We start from the raw sequence: 12,462 nt of genomic DNA, 5'->3' as shown, positions 1-12,462 counted from the left end.
AATTATAAAAGCCCCAATAAATGGGGCCTTTAAAAAGACAGAAAACGATTAGTCTTCGTCGATAGTATTTGCGTAATCTTCAGCGCTTAGAAGATTATCAAGCTCTGACTCATCAGACGCTTTAATACGGAATAACCAACCGTCGCCGTAAGCGTCGTTGTTTACCGTTTCAGGTGCATCTTCTAACTCTTCGTTGATAGCAACGATAGTGCCTGAGATTGGTGCGTAAATGTCAGAAGCTGCTTTAACAGACTCAGCAACTGCACAGTCTTCACCTGCATCAACTTCATCATCAACTTCTGGTAATTCTACGAATACCATGTCGCCTAGAAGTTCTTGAGCATGCTCAGTGATGCCTACAGTGTAAGTGCCATCGCCTTCATCGCGAACCCACTCATGTGAAGACGCGTACTTTAACTCGCTAGGAATGTTGCTCATCTTTTTGTTCCTTTGGTCCGGTGTTTAGGACGGTTAACCCGCCCTTTTTAATATTAAATAACTGCTTTGCCGTTACGTACGAAGCAAGGCTTCACTACTTTAACGTCAACAAGCTTTTTGCGCATTTCAACTTGGGCTGTATCACCTGTAGAGCGAGGTACGCGTGCCAATGCAACGCTATAGCCCAAAGTTGGCGAGAATGTACCAGAAGTGATAACCCCTTCGCCACCTTCTACGATAACTTTAGAACCACCTCGAAGTACACCTTTAGTTTCTAAAACTAAGCCAACTAATTTATCTGTGCTCTTGTCTGCACGTTGTTGCTCAAGCGCTGAACGACCAATAAAATCACGGTCTTCAGGCTCCCAAGCAATGGTCCAAGCCATGTTTGCAGCCAACGGTGATACCGACTCATCCATATCTAAACCATATAGATTCATGCCCGCTTCTAAACGTAGCGTATCACGCGCACCTAAGCCAGCAGGAGCCACGCCTGCTTCTAATAATTTTTGCCAAAGATCAGCAGCACCATCGTTATGCACAACGATTTCGTAGCCGTCTTCACCTGTGTAGCCTGTAGTGGCAATGAAAAGGTCGCCCGCTTGTACACCAAAGAATGGCTTCATGCCTTCTACCGCTGCTTTTTGCTCATCACTTAATACCGCAGCCGTTTTTGCTTTAGCATTAGGACCTTGCACTGCAATCATCGCATACTCAGGACGCTCGGTTACTTCTACCGCATAGCCTTCAGATACTTTTGCAATGTGTGCTAAATCTTTTTCGCGCGTAGCAGAGTTAACCACTAAACGATAATTTGTTTCTGTGAAGAAGTAGATGATCAAGTCATCAATCACGCCACCTTGCTCGTTCAGCATGCCAGTGTAAAGCGCTTTACCAGGCTTAGTGAGCTTAGCTACGTCGTTGGCAACTAACTTGCGCAAAAATGCTTTTGCATCATCGCCTACAACATCAACAATCGTCATGTGAGAAACGTCAAACATACCAGCATCATTGCGCACCGCATTGTGCTCTTCAATTTGTGAACCATAGTTGATTGGCATTTCCCAACCGTGGAAGTCCACCATTTTCGCGCCAGCTTCAAGGTGCTTAGCATGTAATACTGTTTTAGAAGTCATATCTGTCCTTCACTTTGTCATTCTCAGCAAGTTGTCTTACTGAACATAGCCTCAATTGAGGTGGGGTTAATTCAATAGCAACAAGGGCGCTCTAATACAGAGTGCCCTTGTTGTTTTGTTCTAGTTTAGGTTAAAGCCTTGTGCTTGCAATGTTGCTTGCCATTTATTAAGAATTGGCGATTGTGCAATGAGTTGATAGCGCTGCTCACCTTCCTCTAATAAAGAGGTTACGAATACTTCACCGCTTTGTCTGCCGTAGCAAACAAGTTCATCTGATAACCTCAAGCCCGGTGTAAGCTCAAAGCTAGAAATTAGCGTATCAAATGCCTGTTGGCCAGATAAGGTGGTGATGGCTAAGTCGTCTCTTACCACTAGCTCGATATCATAATCTTCAACATGCTTAGCAACAAACTGCTCTAGAATGGCCACCGCATTGGTGTCTACCACAAAGCGGTAAGCCGTTTCGCTGAAATAGTAAACGCTGTAGAGCTGTCCACCCTCGAGCTGCCCTTGAATACCAAGGCCCGGCGCCATCAATTTATTAAGATTTAGGCCCATTTGCTGATTTAAAAAAGGTGTAGCTTCAAAACCGCTGAAATCTAATACAGTTAGGTTTTGAGTTGCCACCATAGTGTTTACCGCAGGGGCTGTGCCTTGACGGTGCTTAGCAAACATTGTGGGTGCAAAAGTCATAATGACACCTTAATTAAAATTCGATAAGCACAGAGTATATTTTGGGTAAAAGCCAACAACAAATTGTAATTATTTATCCATTGATAAATAATATTAATGTAATTAGCTTTGTTAAATAGTATTTATTAATATGAAGAACTTATCAATTGATGGCTTACGCACCTTAGTAACGGTGGTTGACGTGGGCGGCTTTGCCAAGGCGGGCGAACTGCTGGGCCTTTCACAACCTGCTGTATCATTACAAATCAAGCGCTTAGAAGACATGCTTAACTGCAAACTATTTAAAAAGCAAGGTCAGCGCCAAGTGCTCAATCAATATGGTGAGCTGCTTTTACCCTTGGCTAAACAGATGCTACAGCAAAATGACGCCATTATTCAGCAGTTCACCTCCGAGAGCGTCACCGGTAAAGTTCGTTTGGGTATTCCCAGTGAATTTGCTGCGCGTATATTGCCCTCCATCATCGGCGATTTTGTTTCTTTATATCCAGACGTGTCTTTGGAAGTAAAATCTCGCCTTAGTAAGCATTTGCTCTCAGATGCTCGACAGGACCAGTTTGATTTAGTTTTAGCCTTGAACGAGCAACTCGACTCAGCAAAATATCCAATCTTTATGCAAGATCAACTCGTTTGGGTAGGAGATTTATCCAAAGCAAATGATGAAATAGTCACGCTTGTGACCGCGCCTGAGGGGTGTATTTATCGCCGCCGAGCCATTGAGGCATTGCAACAAGCTGGTTTGAGGCATCGCATCATTTATAGCAACGCCGATTTAACGGGTCTGATTGCTGCGCTCAAAGAAGGGTTGGGGATCACCGTGCTGGCAAAAAGCACCGTGCCAAGTGAATTGAACTATCAAAGCCACACCAATCGTTTACCCGAGCTTGGACAAATTGGCATTTGTTTAGTTAAAAACTCGGCCGAGTCAGTTAATGCGGTAGATAAACTAGCCGAATTCATTGCGCTCAGGTTGGGATAACTAGACCTACATCTGGCAACGTGTATATAGTCAACGTTGCCATATTTGATAATTTTTGTTGGCGCTTACTTACCGACAGCTTCTTTAGCAAACAGATGTTTGATTGGCCCCAAGTTATCAACCGCACTTAAACCAATCCCTCTGATTAGCTTTTTAACAGGATTATTTCCATCAAATAGTGCTTTTAAACCTTGCATCATGGCAATATGTTTTTGTGCATCGAGTTTACGGGTGCGTTCGTATTCTCGAAGTGCTCTATGGCTTGCAAACTCCTGCCCTTGTTGCGCTGATAATAGCTCAATTAATAGCGCTACATCTTTGAGCCCTAAGTTCATGCCAAGTCCAGCCAGCGGGTGAATGGTATGAGCTGCATCACCGATTAACACGACTTTGTTATTTAACCACTGTTTTGCATAACGCATTCTCAGTGGAAATACGGCTCTGTCATCTGCCACTTCACACAATCCACACTGCCCATCAATGGCAACGTTAAGTGCCTTATTAAATGCGTCATTGGACAAAGACATTAAATGCGCGGCATACTCTGGCGAGGTAGACCAAACAATAGAGTGGTGATGCTCATCAGACAAAGGTAAAAACGCTAACGGGCCAGTCGGTAAAAATACCTGACGCGCGGTTGAGTCGTGGGGAGACTCCGTTTTGACGGTTGCCACTATCGCGTGGTGATCATAGTCCCAAAACGTCAATGGCATATTAAACTGCTGACGAATCGCTGAATTGGCACCATCTGCAGCAACCAATAACTTGGCCATAACAGGCTCACCTGAAGCCAGAGTTATAAGTACATCGGTATCCGTTTGGTGAATGCTCTGATAGCTGGTATCAAAAGCTAAGGTAACATTGTTACATTGCAACAGCTTGCTGTAGAGCGCATAACGTATCGCGTCATTTTCAATAATATGACCCAGCTCGTTAAGCTCCAAATCTTTGCTGTTAAATGCAATTTTTCCAAAGCTGTCTTGATCGCGAACATCCATATCGGTGTAAGCTGACGCTCTGGCTGAGAGTAAGTCTTGCCATACCCCTAAGCGTTCAAACAGGGTTTGGCTGGCAAGGCTAATGGCGCTAACACGATTACCATATTGCTCACCGAGTGGTTTAGGTGCAGGCTTGCTATCAATCACTTGGACACTGACATTGGCTTGAGCAAGGCCTAACGCAAGCGTTAAGCCCACAGCCCCACCACCAACAATACATACTTGCACTTGCTTCATTAAATATTACCTTTGCTCACATGCCCCATTAACTGTTTTGCTAATGGCGCTTTTAAACGTGAAGACAATGCCATGGCAAACAAACCGCAGCTGCGACCCAGTGCCATCAGGCGTGAAGAATTAGAAAATAACCGCACCAGTGAGTCGGTCAATGTCATAACCGTATTGATATCCTGTTGACGAGATTGCTCATATTGACGCGTAAAAGCATATTCCCCGAGGGATTCTTTATCAGCAGTTGCCAATAGTTCAACCAAACATTGAATATCACGCACGCCAAGATTAAAGCCCTGCCCAGCAATCGGGTGAATGGCATGCGCTGCGTTACCAATCACGATGCTACGATGACCCACCACTTTATCGACTCGCCCCAGTGCCAGCGGATAACTGGCACGCATACCCACTTGGGTAAACAAACCAGCCCGATAACCAAATGCGTCATGAAGCTTTGCAATAAACTCCTCCGGTGGCATGTGCTGGTACTGCTCTAGCTGGGCTTGCGGCATACACCATACTAGCGAGTATCGGCTTTCGCTCATCGGTAATAATGCCATGGGACCATGCTCGGTAAAACGCTCGAATGCTTTCCCGCTGTGACCACCTTGCACTTCGATATTGGCTATCAAGGCACCTTGCTCGTAAGCAGTACTATTGAAGTTTAATTTCAATAAGTCTCGGGTGGGAGAATGAGCACCATCAGCCACCACCAATAGTTTGGCACGCAGTTGCTGTTCATCATTTAGAGTTACTTCAACGTGAGATTGGCATAAGGTCAATTGAGCGACATTGGCAGGACAAAACAAGCTTACCCCCGCATCATTTAGCTGCTGATGCAAAAATGCACCATATGGGTTCACTTCAACAACATAGCCTAAAGCGTCACAGTGATGATCTTGATGGTTTATTTGCGTTTTACCAAAATGCCCTCGATCAGAGACATTCACTTGCTTAATAGGCTGTGCAAAAGGCCATTGTGTTTTGAACAAACCCAACTGCTCCAGATACTCAACAGACTGATGAGCAAGCGCAATACTTCTATCATCAAAGCTTGGGTGAACACTACTTTTCGGTGCGAATGCTTCAACAACGGCAATTTTATAATTTGCTTTAAGTTTGTTAATTGCCAATGCAGCGGTGGCACCTGCCATGCCACCACCCACAATAAGGATATCGAATTGTTGCAACCTACTCTCCTAACGTTGCATGAGCGCTTCTATTTCAGCAACAGCTTTAGGGACTCCCGCGGTGAGGTTTTCAAAGCCGTCTTCTGTTATGAGTAAATCATCTTCAATGCGAATACCAATGCCTTTAAATTGCTCTGGCACTTGTGCATCTTCATCAAAATACAAACCTGGCTCTATGGTTAACACCATACCCGGCTCAAATGCTCTGTCGGCTTCATCGAGCTTATACTCACCAACATCATGCACATCTAAACCTAACCAATGTCCTAAACCATGCATGTAAAACGCTTTGCAAGCCTGATTTTCTAGTAGTGTATCTAAATCTCCAGCCAAAATACCGAGCTGGATCAATCCTTCTGTCATTACTTTCATCGCAGCCTGATTAGCCTGTACCAAGGTACTACCTGGTTTCACCAACACAAAGGCCGCTTGCTGCGCTTTTAGCACTAGCTCATATAGTTGCTTTTGTGGCTCGCTAAATTTACCAGAAACAGGAAAGGTACGCGTGATATCTGCGGCATAACCTTCTAACTCACACCCTGAGTCTATCAGTACCAAATCACCTTCTTTAAGCTCATCGCTGTTCTCTGTGTAATGTAAAATGTTGGCATTGTTGCCAGAGCCAACGATGGTGCCGTACGCTGGGTGACGTGCGCCGCTCATTGCATAGTGGTGATGAATTTCGGCCTCAAGCTGGTATTCTGTTGCACCAGCTTTGGCAAAACACATGGCTCTTTTATGTGCTTCACAGCTAATTTGTGCAGCCTTTCGCATCACAGCTATTTCAGCTGCGGATTTAAACAAACGCATTTCATGCACTAGCGGGCGAATATCTTTGATGATCTCTGGCGCTCTATAGCCTTTTTTCGGTGCGCCGCGCAACGTGTTTAGTAAGCTCCAAATTTTGTCGTCAAAGTCACTGTAAGTGCCTTGTCCGTAGTACAACACACGCTTGTTATTTACGAGTTCTTTTAATTGTTCATCAAGTTCACTAAGCGGGTAAGTATTATCGAATAAATAGCGCTCTTTAGCCTGCTCATAACCGACACGACGGCCATGCCAAATCTCTGCAATTTTATCTTTATTGCGACAAAATAGATGGCTCGCAACCTGCTCATCCCTGTCTTTGCAAAGCACAAGTACAGCATCAGGTTCAACAAAGTTTGTTAAATAAAAAAAGTCACTGTCTTGGCGAAAAGGATATTCGGTATCACGGCTACGAGTGAGTTCAACAGCCGCGGGGATCACTGCCACCGAGTTTTTATCCAGCTGTGACAGCAGACGCATTCGGCGTTCTAAAAATTCAGTTATTTCAATCATTAGTGTATCGTCTTGGAAGTTGTAGCAGGATCTTTACCCATCTCAGCAAAGCACAACATGGCTGATACGCGGATATATTCAACGATCTCATGTAAGGCTTGCTGATCTTCTTCAGTATCATCAAAGTGAGCATCTAACTTAGTTATTTCAGTAAAATCTTCAATAACCTCTTTAACGTCACCAGAGAGCTTGCCATAATCTTTTTGCTTTAAACCAAACCCGAGCAAAAAACCTGATACCCAGTTTACTAGCGCATTGGCTTGGTCGCTTAACGATTCATCTTCACTTGGCAAAAACAGCTCGAAGTGAAACTCAGAGTTATTAAAGTGCTCAACAACATGCTTGTACATGCCGGCAAAAAACTGTTTTAGTACTTCACTAAAGTTTTGCCCTTCATTGAACACATCACTAAGCAGTCCTAAGTATTCTTTTTCTTCAATATTTAAACCACATGCCAATAACCCACTGATGGCACCATGTACTTCAGCTGGGGCAACAAAAATATCGTGTTTTTCAAGCAGCAACTGTGCTTGTGTGTAGTCATTTAATTCGCTCATCAGATAAACTTTCTTCGCATATAGTTGCTCAATGCTAACACTGCAAGTATAGCAACTCCAAGCAATTGTATCCTATGGAGTAAAATTCCAGCACTGTGATTAGTTTATTAGCAGCAGCGGATAAAAACTCAGCAAACAGACAACTATTTGCGTTTTATGGTTTCGACTTGTCACTATGTTTTATATACTGAGGGTGTTCCCTAGCTCGTAGGACAGTAGATTAAGTCCCTGAGCCGATAAACTTTATTAAGGAATGTAGTTTGCTTGCTACTGAGCAGGCTCGGCATGTACCGAGAAGCCTACGGCGAGCTGTTGCTTTCCGCCTTGAACCTTAGGGTTCAAGGGCTGACATCCGCATCCGCGATGCCGGGGAACACCATCCAACATACCTCTCTTACTCTGTTCCCTAAAACATAGCCACAAAAAAACCCCACCGGAGTGAGGCTTTTAGTCAGTTTGATTATTTGCACTTAACCAAACTTAGTAAGCTGCTAATTAAAGACCTGCGCGCTCTTTAATTATTGCAATAAGAGGAGAACCACCGTGGCCATTACCTTCGGCCCAAGCAATGTCGGCACCATCTTCTAAAGAGCTTTTTGGTAGGTTCTTTACAATAAACTCACCAGTATCTGCTGCATTGCTTGCGATTGCGTGGCGAAGCATGTTGTTGCCATTACATTGAACTGAATCAAAAATATTGCGGATTTTTACACGTGAGCTTTTAAGCTTTTTACGCAAGCTGCCTTTATCATCCGCTGCAATATATTCACACAGTGACACAGCTAATTGCTCATCTGCATTGGCTTGATTGCTAAATGACATTGACGCGACAACAATTGAAGCTGACACTAGCACGGTAGTTAATTTCATCTAAAACACCCTCTAATACTTTATTCGTACCCCAAATCGAGTGTAATTGTATCAAGCTGCACAAAAATTAGCAATAAACTCATACTTTTTTGTTCAGCGTTACGAATTTATAATTATATGGATTGCTTTCGTCCGCTTCACAATTCTGCTCGTCGACTACTTGCCAATTTGCAACTTTAGTATAGTCAGGGAAACATGTATCACCTTCAACATCTAGGTCGATAAATGTTAAATATAGCTTTTCACATGTTGGTAAGAACTGTTCATAAACATGTCCGCCTCCAATGATCATTACCTCTTCAGCTTCTGAAAGTAATGCCAACGCAGCTTCCGGAGAGTTTACAACTTCAATGCCCTGTGCCTGATATGCATCATTGCGGGTGATCACAATATTGCGTCGGCCGGGTAAAGGGCGACCTATAGATTCAAATGTTTTCCTGCCCATAACGACAGGCTTTTGCATCGTGACTCGTTTGAAATGCTGTAGATCGGCTGGTAAATGCCATGGCATTTGGTTATCTTGACCTATGACTCTATTGTTTGCCATCGCCGCAATCATAGAAATTATCACATTGAACCTCTCTAGTAATTTAGTGTTAAAAAAAGGGCCAACTAGCCCTTAATTATTTATGTAAGTTTACTTATCTTTCATAGATGACTTCAACATCATAATCGTCGTCGTCCCAATCATCGTCCCAATCGTCATCACTGGCTTCTTTAGTAGCTTTACGGTGATAAGTATCCCACTTAAACTCAACTTCTTCTTGCTGTGTTTCTGCTTCAAACTTATCTTTTGGCATACTATCAAGTAATGCCATGATGTCGTAGCACAGCGCTTGTGTATTAAGCTTATTGATTGCCGAAATACGGTAAACCTGCTGCGCATCTAACTCAGTTTCGATACGCTGACAAATTTCATCCGCTTCATCTTCTGGAAGCAGGTCAATTTTATTTAAGATTAGCCAACGCGGCTTTTCTGCTAATTTTGGACTGTACTGGTGCAACTCATTGATGATTGCAAATGCGTTATCAACCGGATCTGAGCCATCAACAGGCATAACATCAATAATGTGCAATAGCACTCGACAACGCTCTAAGTGCTTTAAGAAGCGAATACCTAAGCCGGCACCTTCAGATGCCCCTTCAATCAAGCCCGGGATATCTGCGATAACAAAAGACTTACTGGCTTCTGGTCTCACGACACCTAAGTTAGGAATAAGCGTAGTAAATGGGTAATCAGCCACTTTTGGTTTGGCAGCCGATACACTACGGATAAACGTTGATTTACCTGCATTTGGCAACCCTAACAAGCCAACGTCAGCCAGTAGTAATAGCTCTAACTTCAGGTTGCGTACTTCACCAGGCGTACCCAATGTTTTTTGACGAGGTGCACGGTTAACACTTGATTTAAAACGAGCATTACCAAGACCATGGAAGCCACCCTTAGCAACTAAAAGTTTTTGACCATGTTGCGTTAAGTCCCCCAAAGACTCTTCGGTATCTACATCAGTAACACGCGTACCAACAGGCACTTTCAAAAATAAGTCTTCGCCTTTTTTACCCGTACAATTTCTTGACTGGCCGTTTGTGCCACGCTCTGCACGATGGAAACGTTCAAACTGATAGTCAATCAGGGTGTTCCAGTTTTCGTCTGCAATTAGGTATACACTACCGCCATCGCCGCCATCGCCGCCGTCAGGGCCACCATCGGGGACAAATTTTTCACGACGAAATGACACAATGCCACTACCGCCATCGCCCGCTTCTGCGCGAATTTCAACTTCATCGACAAACTTCATGGTTACTCTCTTTTGACTTTTGAATGGGGGATTCTAATACCGAAGTATAATACCTTTACCAATAAAGCTTTAGTCATTATTGCTTTGAGCAACAAAAACCGCCTTTAGTTGATAAAGCTTTGCTTTGGACAAACAAAAAACCCCGCCGTAGCGGGGTTTTTTTAATCTTTTACCGATTACTCAGCAACGATGCTAACGTATTTACGGTTTAGAGGACCTTTTTGTTCAAAAACAACTTTACCGTCTGCTTTTGCAAAAATTGTGTGGTCTTTACCGATACCTGCGTTAGTGCCAGCGTGGAACTTAGTACCACGTTGACGAACAATGATGTTACCCGCTAATACTGATTCACCACCGAAACGCTTAACACCTAAGCGTTTACTTTCTGAATCGCGACCGTTACGAGTACTACCAGCTGCCTTCTTATGTGCCATCTTTCTGTACCTCTAAATTAAGCGCTAATGCCAGTGATTTTAACTTCAGTGAACCATTGACGATGGCCCATCTGCTTACGAGAATGCTTACGACGTCTAAATTTAACGATCTTAATCTTCTCACCGCGACCATGTGAAACAACCTCAGCTGTTACCTTGCCACCGTTTACGAACGGTGCACCGATCTCGATTTTCTCACCATCAGCAACTAGAAGTACTGAATCGAATTCAACTGCTGCACCAGTTTCAACGTCTAATTTCTCTAGACGAATTGTTTGACCTTCAGTCACACGGTGCTGTTTACCACCACTTTGGAAAACCGCGTACATAATTAACTCCGTCTGTGCGCCCTCAAATCGACGCAACTTAATATTCTTCAATAGGGCGCGAAGTTTACGCTAATACAAAGCTACAAGCAAGCCTATTTTTGTATAAAATGAATAAAAAATAACTGCAATGAGGGCGAATCATTATTTTTTGCTAGTCTATCCAAAAAAGCTAATAAACCAAAGCGCTTTTTTACACTTTTAAGACGTTTATATAAACAGATAAGTACAACAACAAAGTAGTCTAAATAATCAACAATATATGTCCACTAAGTTATTTTTTTAGCCTGAACTGGACAAAATATCGAGCTAGTTAAAATTTTGTAGTACACTCGCGCTGTATCTCATAAATTTATTTTTGGCTTGGAGCACAATGGATATCAAAACTATCCAGACGTTAATCGAACCTGATATGCTTAACGTCAATCAACTTATTCATGCGCAAATGCAGTCCGATGTCGCCTTGGTTAACCAGCTGGGCCTTTATATCGTTAATAGCGGCGGCAAGCGTATTCGACCTATGTTAACTTTACTCACAGCCAAAGCGCTTGAGTGCTCTGACGACCAACACATCACTTTAGCAACGATTATTGAATTTATTCATACCGCCACTTTACTGCATGATGATGTAGTAGATGAGTCGGCTCTGCGACGAGGTGAGCCTACAGCTAACGCTGAGTTTGGTAACGCGGCCAGTGTTTTAGTAGGTGATTTTATTTACACTCGTTCATTTCAACTTATGGTTGGTTTGAACAATATGCAAGTGATGCAAATTCTCGCCGATGCCACAAATGTGATAGCCGAAGGTGAGGTGCTGCAACTAATGAATTGCAACGACCCAGACACCACAGAAAAAAGTTATATGCAGGTTATCTACAGCAAAACCGCCAAACTTTTTGAAGCCGCTACCATGTTACCCGCTGTTGTACTAAAAAAATCAGAAGAAATTCAAGAAGCACTTAAATTGTACGGAATGCATTTAGGCACCGCTTTTCAATTAGTAGATGATGTACTCGATTACAGTGCAAATGCTGAGCAAATGGGTAAAAATTTGGGTGATGATTTGGCCGAAGGTAAGCCAACGTTACCGCTTATTTATGCTATGCAACATGGTACTGAGCAACAGGTAAAGCAGATCAGAGAGGCAATCAGTACCGGCAATGGTATGACTTACCTCGATGATATTCTTACTACGTTAGAGCAGACCAATGCTTTAGAGTTCGCAATGGAAAAAGCCAGAAATGAAGCACAAAAGGCCATTGAGTATTTGGATGTTTTAACAGACTCGCCGTATAAGCAAGCATTAGTAGCACTTGCACAGTTGTCAGTTGCAAGAGATCACTAAGATTTAGTTAAGAAAAAAGCCGCTTCAGCGGCTTCAGATTGATGATAAACCCCACTTTTTTCAGCGGGGTTTATTTTTTCTGTTGTTGATGATGGATTCTGTGAATTTCTCTAAAGAATTGGGAGCGCAGCCTTAACTCGGAAAATTAC

General features: G+C 43.2%; 14 protein-coding genes and 1 other RNA gene. 3 read left to right on the top strand and 12 right to left on the bottom strand.

The features are described 5' to 3' along the window. Positions 1 to 48 precede the first annotated feature (48 nt). The 3 genes from gcvH to HC733_RS02135 all read right to left on the bottom strand — a co-directional run bounded on the left by gcvH (position 49) and on the right by HC733_RS02135 (position 2,267). Positions 49 to 438, bottom strand: coding sequence for a glycine cleavage system protein GcvH (gcvH, locus tag HC733_RS02145; protein ID WP_190363419.1), 390 nt, complete (start codon positions 436 to 438; stop codon positions 49 to 51). Between the two features lie 53 nt (positions 439 to 491). Beyond that, the gene (gene gcvT, locus HC733_RS02140) at positions 492 to 1,574 is read right to left on the bottom strand and encodes a glycine cleavage system aminomethyltransferase GcvT (protein ID WP_190363418.1); all 1,083 of its coding nucleotides are present in this window, start codon (positions 1,572 to 1,574) and stop codon (positions 492 to 494) included. A 120-nt stretch (positions 1,575 to 1,694) separates the two neighbouring features. Beyond that, positions 1,695 to 2,267, bottom strand: coding sequence for a hypothetical protein (locus tag HC733_RS02135; protein WP_190363417.1), 573 nt, complete (start codon positions 2,265 to 2,267; stop codon positions 1,695 to 1,697). 130 nt (positions 2,268 to 2,397) lie between these two features. Between HC733_RS02135 and HC733_RS02130 the strand changes: the two genes are divergently transcribed. Further along, complete coding sequence (locus HC733_RS02130) at positions 2,398 to 3,243, top strand: LysR family transcriptional regulator (protein ID WP_190363416.1); 846 nt, start codon at positions 2,398 to 2,400, stop codon at positions 3,241 to 3,243. A 65-nt stretch (positions 3,244 to 3,308) separates the two neighbouring features. Here HC733_RS02130 and HC733_RS02125 read toward each other — a convergent pair whose 3' ends face one another. From HC733_RS02125 to HC733_RS02110, 4 genes are read right to left on the bottom strand one after another with little or no spacing between them, the layout of a single operon-like run. Next, a complete protein-coding gene (locus tag HC733_RS02125) occupies positions 3,309 to 4,478 on the bottom strand; it encodes an FAD-dependent monooxygenase (protein ID WP_190363415.1) in 1,170 nt (389 codons plus the stop codon). Next, positions 4,478 to 5,662 carry a 2-octaprenyl-6-methoxyphenyl hydroxylase gene (gene ubiH, locus HC733_RS02120; RefSeq protein WP_190363414.1) on the bottom strand — a complete coding sequence of 395 codons (1,185 nt, stop codon included), beginning with the start codon at positions 5,660 to 5,662 and terminating at the stop codon, positions 4,478 to 4,480. The genes HC733_RS02125 and ubiH overlap by 1 nt, the downstream gene beginning before the upstream one ends. Positions 5,663 to 5,671: 9 nt before the next feature. Continuing rightward, a complete protein-coding gene (gene pepP, locus HC733_RS02115) occupies positions 5,672 to 6,982 on the bottom strand; it encodes a Xaa-Pro aminopeptidase (RefSeq protein ID WP_190363413.1) in 1,311 nt (436 codons plus the stop codon). Next, a complete protein-coding gene (locus HC733_RS02110) occupies positions 6,982 to 7,539 on the bottom strand; it encodes a UPF0149 family protein (RefSeq protein ID WP_190363412.1) in 558 nt (185 codons plus the stop codon). Before HC733_RS02110 ends, pepP begins: the two co-directional genes overlap by 1 nt. 194 nt (positions 7,540 to 7,733) lie before the next feature. On the opposite strand from HC733_RS02110, the gene ssrS reads away from it, so the two are divergent. Beyond that, a non-coding RNA gene (gene ssrS / locus HC733_RS02105) (6S RNA) lies at positions 7,734 to 7,916 on the top strand. A gap of 118 nt (positions 7,917 to 8,034) precedes the next feature. Here the strand turns inward: ssrS and HC733_RS02100 are convergent. The 5 genes from HC733_RS02100 to rplU all read right to left on the bottom strand — a co-directional run bounded on the left by HC733_RS02100 (position 8,035) and on the right by rplU (position 10,971). After that, positions 8,035 to 8,409, bottom strand: a complete 375-nt coding sequence (locus HC733_RS02100; protein WP_190363411.1) for a DUF3718 domain-containing protein — start codon at positions 8,407 to 8,409, stop codon at positions 8,035 to 8,037. A 79-nt stretch (positions 8,410 to 8,488) separates the two neighbouring features. Beyond that, on the bottom strand, positions 8,489 to 8,980 hold the full coding sequence (gene folA / locus HC733_RS02095) for a type 3 dihydrofolate reductase (protein ID WP_190363410.1): 492 nt from the start codon (positions 8,978 to 8,980) through the stop codon (positions 8,489 to 8,491). 70 nt (positions 8,981 to 9,050) lie between these two features. Further along, positions 9,051 to 10,208 carry an Obg family GTPase CgtA gene (gene cgtA / locus HC733_RS02090; protein WP_190363409.1) on the bottom strand — a complete coding sequence of 386 codons (1,158 nt, stop codon included), beginning with the start codon at positions 10,206 to 10,208 and terminating at the stop codon, positions 9,051 to 9,053. 176 nt (positions 10,209 to 10,384) lie between these two features. Next, positions 10,385 to 10,642: a 50S ribosomal protein L27 gene (gene rpmA, locus HC733_RS02085; protein ID WP_105169123.1), complete on the bottom strand. Its 258-nt coding sequence runs from the start codon at positions 10,640 to 10,642 to the stop codon at positions 10,385 to 10,387. 17 nt (positions 10,643 to 10,659) lie between these two features. Continuing rightward, the gene (gene rplU / locus HC733_RS02080) at positions 10,660 to 10,971 is read right to left on the bottom strand and encodes a 50S ribosomal protein L21 (RefSeq protein ID WP_070985693.1); all 312 of its coding nucleotides are present in this window, start codon (positions 10,969 to 10,971) and stop codon (positions 10,660 to 10,662) included. Positions 10,972 to 11,341: 370 nt separating this feature from the next. Between rplU and ispB the strand changes: the two genes are divergently transcribed. Then, positions 11,342 to 12,313, top strand: a complete 972-nt coding sequence (gene ispB, locus HC733_RS02075) for an octaprenyl diphosphate synthase (protein ID WP_190363408.1) — start codon at positions 11,342 to 11,344, stop codon at positions 12,311 to 12,313. Positions 12,314 to 12,462 lie beyond the last annotated feature (149 nt).

The sequence above is a fragment of the Pseudoalteromonas sp. S16_S37 genome, assembly GCF_014694405.1.
Lineage (GTDB): Bacteria > Pseudomonadota > Gammaproteobacteria > Enterobacterales > Alteromonadaceae > Pseudoalteromonas.
The sequence above is the reverse complement of the archived record's forward strand: the minus strand, read 5'-3'. Positions and strand labels throughout refer to the sequence as shown.